This is a genomic window from Streptomyces sp. NBC_00385 (assembly GCF_035917155.1).
In the GTDB taxonomy this organism is placed as follows: domain Bacteria; phylum Actinomycetota; class Actinomycetes; order Streptomycetales; family Streptomycetaceae; genus Streptomyces; species Streptomyces poriferorum.
Map to the genome: position 1 here is coordinate 5,932,988 of NZ_CP107951.1, position 14,390 is coordinate 5,947,377.

The window sequence follows — 14,390 nt, forward strand, 5'->3', positions numbered from 1 at the left end:
GCACCATGTCGATCGACGTCAACAACGAGTCCGGAACCGAGGTCGACGAGCAGGCGATCCTCGACATCGCCCGCTACGCGCTCGCGCGGATGAGGATCCACCCGCTCTCCGAACTCTCGGTGATCGTGGTGGACTCCGCCGCCATGGAACAGCTCCACATCCAGTGGATGGACCTGCCGGGCCCGACGGACGTCATGTCCTTCCCGATGGATGAGCTGCGTCCGCCGGCCAAGGACGACGAGGAGCCCCCGCAGGGGCTCCTCGGTGACATCGTGCTCTGTCCGGAGGTCGCCAAGAAGCAGGGCGAGGACGCCGAGACGCAGCACTCCATGGACGAGGAGCTCCAGCTCCTCACCGTCCACGGGGTGCTGCACCTGCTCGGCTACGACCACGAGGAGCCCGACGAGAAGGCCGAGATGTTCGGTCTCCAGGCGGCGATCGTGGACGGCTGGCGCGGCGAGCACGGCATGACCGGTCCGTCGCCCGCACCCACCGTCTCGTGAGCCTGCCTCTCGTCTTCGGGGTCGTCCTGCTGGTCGTCGTCGGCTGGCTGGCGGCCTGCGCCGAGGCCGGGATCGCGCGTACGTCGAGCTTCCGGGCCGCCGAGGCGGTCCGCTCGGGGCGGCGCGGCAGCGACAAGCTGGAACAGGTCGCGGCCGATCCGACGCGCTATCTCAACGTCGCCCTGCTGGTGCGGGTCGCCTGTGAGATGGCGGCCGGGGTGCTCGTCACGTACGCCTGCCTCAGGGAGTTCCCGGAGACCTGGGAGGCACTGGCCGTCGCCATGGGCGTGATGGTCCTCGTCTCCTACGTCGCCATCGGTGTCTCGCCGCGCACCATCGGCCGCCAGCACCCGCTGAACACGGCCACGGCGGCGGCGTACGTGCTGCTGCCGCTGGCCAGGATCATGGGGCCGATCCCGCAGCTGCTGATCCTCATCGGCAACGCGCTGACGCCGGGCAAGGGGTTCCGCAAGGGGCCGTTCGCCAGTGAGGCCGAACTGCGGGCGATGGTCGACCTCGCCGAGCAGGAGTCGCTGATCGAGGACGAGGAGCGCCGCATGGTGCACTCCGTCTTCGAGCTCGGTGACACGCTCGTGCGCGAGGTGATGGTGCCGCGCACCGACCTGGTCTGCATCGAGCGCTACAAGACGATCCGGCAGGCGCTGACCCTGGCGCTGCGTTCCGGTTTCTCGCGGATCCCCGTCACCGGGGAGAACGAGGACGACATCGTCGGGATCGTCTACCTCAAGGACCTGGTCCGCAAGACGCACATCAACCGGGACTCGGAGGCCGACCTGGTCTCCACGGCGATGCGCCCGGCGGCGTTCGTGCCCGACACGAAGAACGCCGGTGACCTGCTGCGGGAGATGCAGCAGGACCGCAGCCACGTCGCCGTCGTCATCGACGAGTACGGCGGCACGGCGGGCATCGTCACCATCGAGGACATCCTGGAGGAGATCGTCGGCGAGATCACCGACGAGTACGACCGGGAGCTCCCGCCGGTCGAGCCGCTGGTCGACGGCTGCTTCCGGGTGACCGCCCGGCTGGACATCGGCGACCTCGGTGAGCTGTTCGGCCTCGACGAGTACGACGACGAGGACGTGGAGACCGTCGGCGGGCTGCTCGCGAAGGCGCTGGGACGGGTGCCGATCGCGGGTGCCTCGTCCGAGGTCGAGCTCCCCGACGGGCGCCGGCTGCGGCTGACCGCGGAGTCGCCCGCGGGCCGACGGAACAAGATCGTCACGGTGCTGGTGGAGCCGGTGGCTCCCGAGGAGGAGGCGACGGTATGACACCGCAGCAGCTCAGGTCGTTCTGCCTGGGGTTCAACGCGAGCGCGGAGGAGTTCCCGTTCGGGCCGGAGACATCCGTCTTCAAGGTGCTCGGCAAGATGTTCGCGCTGAGCGCCCTGGACGCACGGCCGCTGACGGTGAACCTCAAGTGCGACCCCGACGACGCGGTGCGGCTCCGGGAGGGGTACGAGGCCGTGGCGCCGGGGTGGCACATGAACAAGCGGCACTGGAACACCGTGACGGTGTCCGGTCTGCCGGACGCGAAGCTGCGCGAGCTGATCGAGGACAGCTACGACCTCGTGGTGGCGAAGCTGCCGCGGGCGGAGCGGCTGCGGCTCGACCGGGCGTAGGCCGGGACCGGGCCTCTCACTTCCGCCAGAGCAGGTGGTGCACCACTTTGCTGCTCGGGCTCGGGACCTTCTCCAGGTGGAAACGGTCGGTCAGCGCCTCGGGGCTCTCCCACAGCCGTTCGCCCGCACCGATGTCGAGCGGCGAGACAGCGACGTGCAGCGAGTCGATGAGGTCGGCGTCCAGGAACTCCCGGACCGTGGCGACACCGCCGCCGATGCGCACGTCCTTGCCCTCGGAGGCCTCGAAGGCCCGGGTGAGCGCGTCCTTCGGGGACGCGTCGAGGAAGTGGAACGTGGTCTCCCCGAGGGTGATCGACGGGCGCTCGTGGTGGGTGAGGACGAACACCGGGGTGTGGAACGGGGGCTCTTCGCCCCACCAGCCCTCCCAGTCGTGGTTCTCCCACGGACCGCGCTGCGGGCCGAACTTGTTGCGGCCCATGATCTCGGCGCCGATGTTGTTGGAGAAGTCGCGGGTGAAGTAGTCGTCCAGGCCGAGGCTGCCCCCGGGGTCCGTCCGGTTGGGCCAGTGGGCGGTGGCACCGGCCCAGGAGACGAGCTCGCCGGGGTCGACGTTGCCGAACGGGCGGTCGAGCGTTTGGTTCTCCCCGGCGCCGTAGCCGTCCCGGGAGACACAGAAGTTCTGGACGCGGACCAGCTGTTTCATCGGATCCCCTTCCGGTTGCGATCTGCAACCGGTTCGAAGCTATCTAGACTGATCCCATGTTGCAACCAGTTCCCTCCGGAAAGCTGCCCGTGTCACCGGGCCGGTCCGGCTGCCCGATCAACATGACGGTCGAGCTCCTCGGGGACCGCTGGAGCCTGATCGTGCTGCGCGACATCATGTTCGGCGGCCTCACCCACTTCAGGGAGCTGCTCAACGCCTCCATGGAAGGCATCGCGTCGAACATCCTGGCCAACCGGCTGGCGAAACTCGTCGAGGCGGGGCTGCTCACCCGCGACGACGACCCGAGCCACCGCCAGAAGGTCGCGTACCACCTCACCGAGGCGTCCGTTCAGCTCGTCCCGGTGATGGCCCAGCTCGGCGCCTGGGGTGCCCGCTGGCTGGACACGGCGCCGGAGCTCACGGTGCGGGCCGAACTGCTGGCCGCCGGAGGCCCCCCGATGTGGGAGCGGTTCATGGCCGAGCTCCGGGCGACCCATCTGACCGGGGCGCCGGCCCGCACGGACGGCGTGCTGGCGGAACTGACGGCCGCCTACGAGGCAGCGGCCGCCCGGGAGACCCGCACTCCCTGAGCCGCCCGGGAGACCCGCACTCCCTGTGCCGCCCGGGAGATCCGCACTCCCTAGGCCCGCCGGAGGCCCGCGCCCACCACGCCCGCGGCGACGACGAGCAGCCCCGCGGCCACCGCGACCACGGTCCGTACGCCGTCGAACAGCGAGCCCTGGGTCGTCGCCAGCACGCCGAGCAGCGGGATCCCGATCGTCAGCCCGACCTGCTGGGTCGTGGTGACCAGCCCCGTCGCCAGCCCCTGTTCCGCGTTCGGCACCCCCGACGTGACGGTGAGGCCGTACGCGATGATCGCGCCGAGGTGGCACATGCTGGCGAGCGAGACCGCGACCGTGGCCAGCCAGACGCCCGAATCCGTACCGAGTCCCAGCAGGGCCGCGATGAACAGCCCCTGGCCCAGCAGGGACAGGGCCAGGATGCGCCGGGCCCCGAACCGGCCGATGACCCTCGGGGCGTACACGCCCGCCACCACCGAGGCGACGCCCTGTACGCCGAAGACCAGCCCGGTACCGAAGGCCGACAGGTCCAGGACCTCCTGGAGGTACAGGGTCAGGACGAAGACGATGGTGCTCATCATCGAGAAGGTGAGCAGTCCGCCCAGATTGCCGAACGCGACCGTGCGCCGGCGGAGCATCGGCAGCGAGACCAGCGGGGCGGACGCCCGGGACTCGACGGCCACGAAGGCGCCGAGCAGGACGGCCCCGGCGGCCAGCGAGACCTGGACGTCCACGCGGCCGAAGCCGTGCTCGGCCGCGGTGGACAGGGCGTAGATCAGGGCCAGGAGCCCACCGGTGACAGTCACGGCTCCGGGTACGTCCAGCCGCGGCCGGTCGGGCGTACGGGACTCGGTGAGCAGCGCGGGCGCCGCCGCGAGGACGGCCACCGCGGCCAGCGTCAGCAGCCCCATCGTGGAGCGCCAGCCGAGGGTGTCGGTGAGGGTGCCGCCGGCCACCATGCCGACGGTGAACCCGAGGGAGAGCAGGGTGCCGCTGATGCCGAGGGCACGGTCCCGCTGCGGCCCCTCCGGGAACGTGGTGGTGAGCAGGGACATGCCGGTCGGCACGATGGCCGCGGCACCGAGTCCCTGGAGCGCCCGTCCGGCGAGGAAGGCGGCCGGGTTCCAGGCGAACGTGGCGAGCAGCGAGGCCGCGCCGAAGACCACGAGTCCGGTGAGGAACAGCCGGCGGCGGCCGTAGAGATCAGCGATCCGGCCGAAGAGCAGCAGGAAGCCGCCGGACGGCAGGGCGAACGCGGTGATCGCCCACTGAAGGCCTGACCGGCTCAGCCCGAGGTCGTCACCGAGGACGGGCAGCGCCACGTTCAGTACGGAGAAGTCGAGCGACACCATGAACTGCGCGGCGCACAGGACGAGGAGCACCAGCCGGGCCCGGCCGGAGAGCCGGTCAGGGGCGGGAGGTGCGGGGACGGGAGCGGTGACAGCCGCTGGGGAGGGGGATTCGATCGCCATGGGTCCGAGCCTGTGGCCGCCGGAATATCCGTGGGGAGACGGAACTTATCCTGTTGGCCGCACCACCAGGCAGGCGCGGGCCCGGACACCAGGGGGAGTTACGTGGGCACACCGGCCCGGACCGCCGCGGAGGCGGGCAAGTCGCATCGCCTCGGCGAGCTGCGGGAGTTCCTGAGGAGCAGGCGGGCGCGGGTCAGCCCGGCCGAGGCGGGCCTCCCGGACGGCGGGGCCCGGCGGCGCACCCCGGGACTGCGGCGCGAGGAGGTCGCCGTCCTCGCGGGAGTGGGCGTCTCCTGGTACCAGTGGCTGGAGCAGGGCCGCGACATCACCGTGTCGCCCCAGGTGCTGGACTCCGTGGCCCGGGTACTGCGGCTCAGCAGCGCCGAACGCCGACACCTCTACGTACTGGCGGGGCTCAACCCGCCCGCACCCGAGGTCGATCCGGCGCACACGGACATGTGCGCGGGGCTGCAGCGGCTGCTCGACGGCTGGATGCCGTTCCCGGCGCACATCATGGACGCGTACTGGAACGTCATCCTGTACAACGACGCGGCCTCGATGGTGATGGGACTGCGGCCGGACCGGCCGCAGAACTGTGTGATCGCCTTCTTCACCGATCCCGTCCACCGGGGCCGGGACCAGGAGTGGTGGGAGACCGCTGCCCGGGTCGTCGCCCAGTTCCGGGCCGCGTGCGCGGAGTGCCCGGACGACGAGGGTTTCCGGGCGATCGTCGCCGAAGCGGCCGAGCGGAGCCCCGAGTTCGCCGAACTGTGGGCGCGGCGGGATGTCGCGCCGGGCGGGCAGATGCGCAAGGAGCTGTCGCATCCGGAGGTGGGCGCGCTGGTCATGGAGGCGACCCAGCTGCGTATCCCGGCCCGCCCGGATCTCGCGGTCGTGGTGCACCACCCGTGGCCGGGCACCGGCACGGAGGAGAAGCTGTTGTGGCTGGCCTCGCCGGAGGGCCGGCGGGGCTCGATGCACCAGGTACGGGCGTGAGCGGTCCGGGCGCCCGCGTGCCGCGCCCGTCTCCGCACTTCGTATGCTCGGCACATGACCGATAGCACCGACCTCGGCGCCGAGGACCGCAAGATCGTCACGCTGGCGCGCAGCGCCCGCGCCCGCAACGGTGTGCCGGAGGGCGCGGCCGTGCGGGACGAGACCGGACGTACGTATGTGGCGGGCACGGTGGAGCTGGAGTCGCTGCGCCTCAGCGCGCTCCGGACGGCCGTCGCGATGGCCGTGGCCAGCGGGGCCACGTCCCTGGAGGCGGCCGCGGTCGTCTCCGAGTCGCAGACCCCGTCCGACGAGGACCGGGCCGCGGTACGGGACCTGGGCGGGGCCGACACGCCCGTGCTGCTCGCCGGGCCCGACGGGGTGCTGCGCCTCACGGTGACGGCTGGCTGAACCTCCGCCGGACCACCATCGTGTGTACGAACGCCCCGCGCCCACCGGCGCGGGGCGTTCGTACGGGATGTGCGGGAACCATGGATCTTGACACCATCTGATGGCCCATCAGTCAGCGCATTTCGATCCCATTGACTTCTTTCCGGCCGAAGTCATCAATGGCTCCCTGCCGACGCGGAAGAGCCGCCGCGCCGGATCCCGCAGGAGGGGGCTCCATGCGCCAAGCCATTCGAAGATCCGACAGCCGAAGATCCCGTCGCCCGGGCCGACCGGTCCGCGGCCGCCGATGGGCCGCCGCGCTGGGTGTCGGCGCGCTCGTCGTCACCGGGGGAGGGCTGCTCGCCGGACCCGCGCAGGCCAGTGCGACGGCCTCGGTCGCCGTGGACTTCCCGACCCACTGCATCCCGCCCGCCATCGCGGGCATCCCGCCGATCGACGGAACGACGTCGGCCCAGATCACCGTCGACAACGCCGCGCCGAAGGTCGGCGACACGGTCACGGTGACGTACACCGTCGTCAAACCGGCCGCGAGCAACCCGGTCGACCTGGCGCTGCCCGCCGACATCATGACGCCGACCGGCAAGGTCACCGTCGGCGGAGCGCAGTCCGCCGCCGTCACGGTGGCGGGCCCGAAGAAGAACGAGCCGGTGCCCGGAAAGGGCGATTTCCCGTCGTTCTCCATGACCGGCACCTTCACCGTCACCGCGCCCGGTGAGATCACCCTCTCGCCCGGCGACTACAACATCCACACCAGCTACATCATGGAGCTGGACACACCCTGCACGGTCACCGATCCGCCCGCTCCCGTCTCCCAGACGATCATCGCCACGGACGGCGGCGGCGAGGTGAACGAGCGCACGATCACGCTCGGCACGTCCTCCGGGGCACCGGGCGAGCGGGTGACCGTCACCGGCGCCGGGTTCACCCCGGGCGCCGACGTCACCGTGGCCGGCTGGAACGGCACCGCGATCACCGCCGACAGCATCACCTCCAAGGCGGCCGACTCGGGTTCCTTCACCTTCCGGCCCGAGATCACCGATCCGGCCACCACCGGCATCGTCGCGTTCGAAGGCGCGAGCTGGGATCCGGCCAAGGGCGCGGGCCCCCAGGCCTACACCGTCACCACAGGCGGCGGCGAGATCCCGGACGGCAGCCAGAAGCTGACGTCCACCGTCAAGCCGGGAACGCTCACCATGGCCCAGGCCGGGGACTCCGTCGCACTGTCGGCGGTCGACTTCGGGCAGGGCGGCGCCTCCACCGGCGCCCTGCAGACCGTGACGGTCCAGGACTTCCGCGGCGGACCCGCGGGCTGGTCCCTGACCGGCAAGGTCACCGACTTCACGGGGCCGGGAGGGGCGACGATCGGCGCGTCCGCGCTCGGCTGGAGCCCGGCCTGCGCGACGAAGCCCGGCAGCCCGAGCACCTGCGCGGCCGGGTCCGAGGGAACGGTCGGCAGCGCGGGGGCCACCCTGGCGTCCACGCCGGACGGCGCGTTCACCGGAGGCGAGTTCACCGTCGACGCCCAGCTGTCGCTGGACGTACCGGCGTTCACCGCCGCAGGCGCCTACACCGGGGTCCTCACGCTCACCCTCACCTGAGCACCACCCATCCCGTGAGCGAGCACCACTGATCAACCGGTGGACCGGGCGCGCACCCGCCCGGACCACCCCGCCCGAGCGTGCACCTGGGAGCCCGCACCGTGCGCAAACTCTCCGTACTCCTGCCGGCCCTCCTGGCCGGAGTCCTCATCCCGCTCGGCGCGCCCACGGCCGGCGCCGCAGACAACGGCAGCTGGTCGGTCTTCCCCGCCACCGCCGACGCGGGCACGCGGCCGTACTTCTACCTCTCCGCCGACCCCGGCGCCACCCTCACCGACAAGGTCACCGTCACCAACAAGACCGGTGAACCGCTGACGTTCCGGCTGTACGCCGCCGACGCCTACAACACCGCACGCGACGGCGGATTCGCGGTCCGTACGCAGAGCGAGAAACAGCGCTCCGTCGGAGCCTGGGCCAAGGCCGGGCGCGACCGGGTCACCGTGAATCCGCACGGCTCGGTCACCGTGCCCGTCGCCATCAAGGTTCCCGAGGACGCCGAACCGGGTGACCACCCCGGCGCGCTCGTCGCCCTCGACGAGCGCATCGACCCCGCCGACGAGGGCGCCGTCGCCGTCGGCATCCAGAAGGCGGTCGGCGCCCGGATCTATCTCCGGGTCAACGGACCGACGATGCCCGCGCTCTCCGTCGAGGACGTCGAGGTCGAGCACACCGCGCCCCTGGTCCCGGGCACGGGCAAGTCCCGGGCCGTCATCTCGTACACGCTCCACAACCGGGGCAACGTCACCCTCAGTCCCAAGGTCGCCCTGAAGGCCGAGGGCCTCTTCGGCCGCACCCTGCTGGCCCGCGACCTCAAGCGCATCCCCTCCGAGCTGCTGCCCCGCCAGGAGGTCCGGCTCACCGAGGAGTGGGCGGGCGCGCCGCAGGTGGAGTGGGGCGAGATCGAGCTGACCGCGAGCGCCCGCGACACGCGTGAGTCCGCGTCCGTGTCGTACTTCGCCCTGCCCTGGCTGGTCGCCGGAGTGCTGCTGGCAGCGCTCGCCGGGGGTGCGGCGCTGTGGATCCGGTCACGCCGCAGCCGCCGCCGCCCGGCCTGAGAAGCGGGTCCGGCGGCCGCGGCGGGCGCCTTGGTGCCCCGCGGCCGCCGGGATCGGGGACAATGGGCGCCATGAGCGCTCGACCTAACCCAGAAGCTGCTGCGCAGCAGGCTGAGAACACCGCCCCCCACCGGGCCGGTTTCGCCTGCTTCGTGGGCCGTCCCAACGCGGGCAAGTCCACCCTTACGAACGCTCTGGTCGGCCAGAAGGTGGCGATCACGTCCAACCGGCCCCAGACGACCCGGCACACCGTGCGCGGCATCGTGCACCGGCCGGACGCACAGCTGATCCTGGTCGACACCCCCGGCCTCCACAAGCCGCGCACCCTGCTGGGCGAGCGTCTCAACGACGTCGTACGCACCACCTGGGCCGAGGTCGACGTCATCGGCTTCTGCCTGCCCGCCGACCAGAAGCTGGGCCCCGGCGACAAGTACATCGTCAAGGAACTCGCGGGCATCAAGAAGACGCCCAAGATCGCGATCATCACCAAGTCCGACCTGGTCGAGTCCAAGCAGCTCGCCGAACAGCTGCTGGCCGTCTCCCGCCTAGGCGAGGAGCTCGGCTTCGAGTGGGCGGAGATCATCCCGGTCTCCGCGGTCACGGACGACCAGGTCGGCCTGCTGGCCGACCTGATCGCCCCGCTGCTCCCGGAGAGCCCGCCGCTCTACCCGGAGGGCGACCTCACCGACGAGCCCGAGATGGTCATGGTCGCGGAGCTGATCCGGGAGGCCGCGCTCGAAGGCGTACGGGACGAACTGCCGCACTCCATCGCGGTCGTCGTCGAGGAGATGCTGCCGCGCGAGGACCGTCCGGCGGACAAGCCGCTGCTCGACATCCACGCCAACGTCTACATCGAGCGGCCCAGTCAGAAGGGCATCATCATCGGCCCGAAGGGCAAGCGGCTGAAGGAAGTCGGGACGAAGTCGCGCAAGCACATCGAGGCACTGCTGGGCACCCCGGTCTTCCTCGACCTGCATGTGAAGGTCGCCAAGGACTGGCAGCGCGATCCCAAGCAGCTGCGCAAGCTGGGGTTCTGAGCGGGACCACGTCCCGGGCCCCGTCAGACGTACGCCCGTGGCCTCACGCGCCCTCCTTCAGGACGCGTGAGACCAGGGCGCGCTGGGCGTCGGTCAGCCGCGGGTCCGCGCAGTGCACGGTCCGGCCGTCGACCGTGATCCGGTAGCTGAAGCCGTCAGGGACGCCCGTCGCGGAAGCCTCCCGGCCGCCGGTGAGCGCCGATGCGGCCAGGGCCTCCCACTCGTGGGCGTCGGCCCGTCCCGAGGTGTCGATCTCGCGATGGCGCGCGATGCCGGCGAAGCCGCCGGTCCTGCTCACCTGGATCCGCATGCGGTGTCCCTTCCTCGACGGGCCCGGCCGGCTACGCGGTCGGCACACCCACCTCCGACCAGGCCTTGAGGACCGCCTCGGCCTCGTCGCCCTCGCCGAAGCGGCTGCGGGCCGCCGCCACGGTCAGCCGGGCGAAGGACGCGAAGTCCGCGTCCACCGCCAGTTCACCACCGGTGAGCACATCGAACCAGAGCTGGCCCGCCCGCTCCCAGGAACTGCCGCCGAGCGCGGTGGCCAGCAGGTAGAACGCGCGGTTCGGGATGCCGGAGTTGAGGTGGACCCCGCCGTTGTCCTCGCCCGTGTGGATGTAGTCGTCCATCGAGGCGGGCTGCGGGTCCTTGCCGAGCACGTCGTCGTCGTACGCGGTGCCGGGCGCCTTCATCGAGCGCAGTGCCACACCCTGGACGCGGGGCGCCAGCAGCCCCGCGCCGATCAGCCAGTCGGCCTGCCCGGCGGTCTGGCCGAGCGAGTACTGCTTGACCAGGGAGCCGAACACGTCGGACACGGACTCGTTGAGCGCGCCGGACTGGCCGTAGTAGTTCAGGTTGGCCGTGTACTGGGTCAGCCCGTGCGCCAGTTCGTGCGCGATGACGTCGATGGCGACGGTGAAGTCGAGGAAGATCTCGCCGTCCCCGTCACCGAAGACCATCTGCTCGCCGTCGAAGAAGGCGTTGTTGTACTTCTCGTCGTAGTGCACGGAACCGATCAGCGGCAGCCCGTTGCCGTCGATCGAACGGCGGCCGTAGGCGCTGAGCAGCAGGTCGAAGGTGGCGCCGAGGCCCGCGTAGGCGCGGTTGACACTGGCGTCGGACGTGGGGTCCTCGCCCTCGGCGCGGACCTTCGTACCGGGCAGATCCGTGCCGTGGCGGCAGTCGTAGAGCGTGCGGTCGGGTTTGCCGGAGCGGTCGTCCTCCGGCGCCGGGTTGATCGTGGGCCGGACGACGGTGGTGACCTGGCGCCGGGTGCGCCGGGCGGCGTCGGCCTCCAGGGTGCGGCGGGCGGGGCCCGCGAGGACGGGGTCGTCGGACTGCGACAGCTTGTCGAGGACGTGGGGCGGCACGATGGTGCAGAAGACAGGACGGTGTTCGTGCTGAGATCGAGGCTGCATACACACGACTGTGGCAGTGCGTGATCGTCATGTCACTGGTTGCCACCAGGATTGACGAAATAGAGTGATCCCTCACTGTTTGCCGGTTAGCGGGCCCGATCCCGCATACTGATACGGCACCGACGTCCCGGGCGCCCCTCGGCTAGTCTCTTCGCATCATGCGTTTCGGGCTGCTTCTTCTTAGCTGCCGCGGCGAGGGCCTGTAGTCGTAGGCCGACCCCCTCCCCGCGGAGTCTGGTGTTGCAGGAACACAGTCGGCCGTCCCCTTGCAGGACACCCGAGGAGCCCTACGCCATGACCGCAGTGAACCCCGCGCAGACCCCCGCCGAGAACGCCGTGGGCCGCCCCACGCCGATCACCAACGCCACGGGTCTGCAGAAGCCGTCCGGGATGCCGGTCCACAAGTACGGCCGCTACGAGGCCGTCGAGATCCCCGACCGCACCTGGCCCGAGAAGCGGGTCACCAAGGCGCCCCGCTGGCTCTCCACCGACCTGCGCGACGGCAACCAGGCTCTGATCGACCCGATGTCGCCGGCCCGCAAGCGCGAGATGTTCGACCTGCTGGTCCGCATGGGCTACAAGGAGATCGAGGTCGGCTTCCCGTCCTCGGGCGAGACCGACTTCGCCTTCGTCCGCTCCATCATCGAAGAGGGCGCGATCCCCGAGGACGTGACGATCTCCGTCCTGACGCAGGCCCGCGAGGAACTGATCGAGCGGACCGTCGAATCCCTGCGCGGCGCCCACCGCGCCACCGTGCACCTGTACAACGCGACCGCCCCCACCTTCCGCCGCGTGGTCTTCCGCGGCTCCAAGGAGCAGGTCAAGCAGATCGCCGTGGACGGCACCCGGCTGGTCATGGAGTACGCCGAGAAGATCCTGGGCGACGAGACGATCTTCGGCTACCAGTACAGCCCCGAGATCTTCACCGACACCGAGCTGGACTTCGCCCTGGAGGTCTGCGAGGCGGTCTGTGACGTATGGCAGCCCGAGGAGGGCCGCGAGATCATCCTCAACCTGCCCGCCACCGTGGAGCGTTCGACGCCGTCCACGCACGCGGACCGGTTCGAGTGGATGTCGCGCAACCTGTCGCGCCGTGAGTACGTCTGTCTGTCCGTCCACCCGCACAACGACCGCGGCACCGCCGTCGCCGCCGCCGAACTGGCCCTGATGGCCGGTGCGGACCGGATCGAGGGCTGCCTGTTCGGCCAGGGCGAGCGCACCGGCAACGTCGACCTGGTGACGCTGGGCATGAACCTGTTCTCGCAGGGCGTGGACCCGCAGATCGACTTCTCGCAGATCGACGAGATCCGGCGCACCAGCGAGTACTGCAACCAGATGGAGGTCCACCCGCGCCACCCCTACGCGGGCGACCTGGTCTACACCGCCTTCTCCGGCTCCCACCAGGACGCCATCAAGAAGGGCTTCGACGCCATGGAGGCCGACGCGGCCGCCCAGGGCAAGACCGTCGATGACATCGAGTGGGCGGTCCCGTACCTGCCGATCGACCCGAAGGACGTCGGCCGTTCCTACGAGGCCGTCATCCGGGTCAACTCGCAGTCCGGCAAGGGTGGCATCGCGTACGTCCTGAAGAACGACCACAAGCTGGACCTGCCGCGCCGGATGCAGATCGAGTTCTCCCGGATCATTCAGGCCAAGACCGACGCCGAGGGCGGCGAGGTCACGCCGACGCAGATCTGGACCACGTTCCAGGACGAGTACCTGCCCAACCCCGAGAACGCTGCGGCTCAATGGGGTCGCGTACAGATCCGCTCCGGCCAGACCACGACCGGCTCGGACGGCCGGGACACGATCACCGTCGAGGCGAACGTCGACGGCTCGGACACCGTGCTCACCGGCACCGGCAACGGCCCGATCTCCGCGTTCTTCGAAGCGCTGCAGGCCATCGGTATCGACGCGCGGCTGCTGGACTACACCGAGCACACGATGAGCGAGGGCGCGAGCGCGCAGGCCGCCTCGTACATCGAGTGCGCCATCGACGGAAAGGTCCTGTGGGGCATCGGCATCGACGCCAACACCACGCGGGCCTCCCTGAAGGCGGTCGTCTCGGCGGTCAACCGCGCCACCCGCTGACCCGGCGCCCGAAAGGGCATGAAGTCGTACGGTCCGTGAACCCCGCCCACCCGCACCCGGGGGGCGGGGTTCGGCCATCTCCGGACGGTTGTGACGGGCGAGATGCTGACGCCGCTTCACGGATGTGGTTAACATCACGTCCAACACGGCAATGTTGCCGGAGCGTTACGGAGGTGTGCGACGTGCGGTCAGCCCTGGGACGAAGCGCCACAAAGCTGCGTATCTGCGGCACCCGCACCCTGTGGGACACCGTCGGTGACGGCGAGTTCTTCTGCCCCGGCTGCGGGGGCGACCGCAACTACCGCCGCCTCACCGGCCGCCGCCGCTTCGCGGTCCTCGGCGTACCGCTGCTGCGGCGCGGCACCGTGGGACCGGTCGTCGAATGCGCCGCCTGCCACGCCCACTTCGACCCCGAGGCGCTCGACCACCCCACCACCACACGGTTCTCCGCGATGCTCAGGGACGCCGTCCACACCGTGACCCTCGGGGTCCTCGCGGCCGGCGGCAGCACCTCCCGTACGGTCCTGGACACGGCCGTCGAGACCGTGCGGGGCGCCGGCTTCGACGACTGCACCCAGGAACAGCTGGCCACCGTCGTCGAGATCCTCGCCGCCGACATCGGCCACGGCTCCGCGTTCGACCCCGCCGCCGAGGCCTGCGGGGCGGCCCTCGCCATCGAACTCCACGAGGCGCTGGAGCCCCTCGCCCCGCATCTCGCCCCCGCAGGACGCGAATCGATTCTGCTCCAGGGCGCCCGGATCGCCCTCGCCGACGGCCCGTACAGCCCCGCCGAGCGCGAGGTGCTGACCACGGTCGGCGGCGCGCTGCGGCTGCGCGGCGAGGACACCGCACGCCTTCTCGCGGCCGCGGCCCGTACGCCCTCCTGAGCCCCTTTCCGCACCGGCCCGGTACTCCCGCGGGAGTACCC

Annotated in this window: 15 protein-coding genes; 11 read left to right on the forward strand and 4 right to left on the reverse strand. The window is 70.9% G+C overall.

Annotation, left to right across the window (positions count from 1 at the left end; translation table 11 throughout):
• The first annotated feature begins 5 nt into the window (after window positions 1–5).
• The 3 genes from ybeY to OG959_RS26500 are packed head-to-tail and all read left to right on the forward strand — an operon-like array spanning window position 6 to window position 2,142.
• Window positions 6–503 carry an rRNA maturation RNase YbeY gene (gene ybeY / locus OG959_RS26490; RefSeq protein ID WP_326662361.1) on the forward strand — a complete coding sequence of 166 codons (498 nt, stop codon included), beginning with the start codon at window positions 6–8 and terminating at the stop codon, window positions 501–503.
• On the forward strand, window positions 500–1,792 hold the full coding sequence (locus tag OG959_RS26495; RefSeq protein ID WP_326662363.1) for a hemolysin family protein: 1,293 nt from the start codon (window positions 500–502) through the stop codon (window positions 1,790–1,792). Before ybeY ends, OG959_RS26495 begins: the two co-directional genes overlap by 4 nt.
• Window positions 1,789–2,142 (forward strand): MmcQ/YjbR family DNA-binding protein, encoded by a 354-nt coding sequence (locus tag OG959_RS26500; RefSeq protein ID WP_326662364.1) that lies wholly within the window; start codon window positions 1,789–1,791, stop codon window positions 2,140–2,142. Before OG959_RS26495 ends, OG959_RS26500 begins: the two co-directional genes overlap by 4 nt.
• A 16-nt stretch (window positions 2,143–2,158) precedes the next feature.
• On the opposite strand, the gene OG959_RS26505 is transcribed toward OG959_RS26500, so the two are convergent.
• Window positions 2,159–2,806, reverse strand: coding sequence for a dihydrofolate reductase family protein (locus OG959_RS26505; RefSeq protein WP_326662366.1), 648 nt, complete (start codon window positions 2,804–2,806; stop codon window positions 2,159–2,161).
• Between the two features lie 56 nt (window positions 2,807–2,862).
• Here OG959_RS26505 and OG959_RS26510 point away from each other — a divergent pair, with 56 nt between their 5' ends.
• Window positions 2,863–3,396 carry a winged helix-turn-helix transcriptional regulator gene (locus OG959_RS26510; RefSeq protein WP_326662368.1) on the forward strand — a complete coding sequence of 178 codons (534 nt, stop codon included), beginning with the start codon at window positions 2,863–2,865 and terminating at the stop codon, window positions 3,394–3,396.
• 50 nt (window positions 3,397–3,446) lie between these two features.
• Here OG959_RS26510 and OG959_RS26515 read toward each other — a convergent pair whose 3' ends face one another.
• A complete protein-coding gene (locus OG959_RS26515) occupies window positions 3,447–4,859 on the reverse strand; it encodes an MFS transporter (RefSeq protein WP_326662370.1) in 1,413 nt (470 codons plus the stop codon).
• 102 nt (window positions 4,860–4,961) lie between these two features.
• Here OG959_RS26515 and OG959_RS26520 point away from each other — a divergent pair, with 102 nt between their 5' ends.
• The 5 genes from OG959_RS26520 to era all read left to right on the forward strand — a co-directional run bounded on the left by OG959_RS26520 (window position 4,962) and on the right by era (window position 9,953).
• Window positions 4,962–5,855 (forward strand): helix-turn-helix transcriptional regulator, encoded by an 894-nt coding sequence (locus tag OG959_RS26520; protein WP_326662372.1) that lies wholly within the window; start codon window positions 4,962–4,964, stop codon window positions 5,853–5,855.
• A gap of 54 nt (window positions 5,856–5,909) precedes the next feature.
• Complete coding sequence (locus OG959_RS26525; RefSeq protein WP_326662374.1) at window positions 5,910–6,263, forward strand: cytidine deaminase; 354 nt, start codon at window positions 5,910–5,912, stop codon at window positions 6,261–6,263.
• A gap of 215 nt (window positions 6,264–6,478) precedes the next feature.
• Window positions 6,479–7,861 (forward strand): beta-xylosidase, encoded by a 1,383-nt coding sequence (locus tag OG959_RS26530; protein ID WP_326662376.1) that lies wholly within the window; start codon window positions 6,479–6,481, stop codon window positions 7,859–7,861.
• Window positions 7,862–7,962: 101 nt separating this feature from the next.
• Window positions 7,963–8,916, forward strand: a complete 954-nt coding sequence (locus OG959_RS26535; RefSeq protein ID WP_326662378.1) for a WxL protein peptidoglycan domain-containing protein — start codon at window positions 7,963–7,965, stop codon at window positions 8,914–8,916.
• 62 nt (window positions 8,917–8,978) lie between these two features.
• Window positions 8,979–9,953 (forward strand): GTPase Era, encoded by a 975-nt coding sequence (gene era, locus OG959_RS26540; protein ID WP_326662380.1) that lies wholly within the window; start codon window positions 8,979–8,981, stop codon window positions 9,951–9,953.
• Between the two features lie 43 nt (window positions 9,954–9,996).
• Here era and OG959_RS26545 read toward each other — a convergent pair whose 3' ends face one another.
• Complete coding sequence (locus tag OG959_RS26545; RefSeq protein WP_219571173.1) at window positions 9,997–10,263, reverse strand: protealysin inhibitor emfourin; 267 nt, start codon at window positions 10,261–10,263, stop codon at window positions 9,997–9,999.
• 31 nt (window positions 10,264–10,294) lie between these two features.
• Window positions 10,295–11,371 carry a M4 family metallopeptidase gene (locus tag OG959_RS26550; protein ID WP_326662385.1) on the reverse strand — a complete coding sequence of 359 codons (1,077 nt, stop codon included), beginning with the start codon at window positions 11,369–11,371 and terminating at the stop codon, window positions 10,295–10,297.
• A gap of 294 nt (window positions 11,372–11,665) precedes the next feature.
• Between OG959_RS26550 and leuA the strand changes: the two genes are divergently transcribed.
• Together leuA and OG959_RS26560 are read left to right on the forward strand one after the other, a co-directional pair.
• Entirely contained in the window at window positions 11,666–13,462 is a 1,797-nt protein-coding gene (gene leuA / locus OG959_RS26555) for a 2-isopropylmalate synthase (RefSeq protein WP_326662389.1), read from the forward strand.
• Window positions 13,463–13,644: 182 nt separating this feature from the next.
• Window positions 13,645–14,349, forward strand: coding sequence for a TerB family tellurite resistance protein (locus OG959_RS26560; RefSeq protein ID WP_326662391.1), 705 nt, complete (start codon window positions 13,645–13,647; stop codon window positions 14,347–14,349).
• Window positions 14,350–14,390 lie beyond the last annotated feature (41 nt).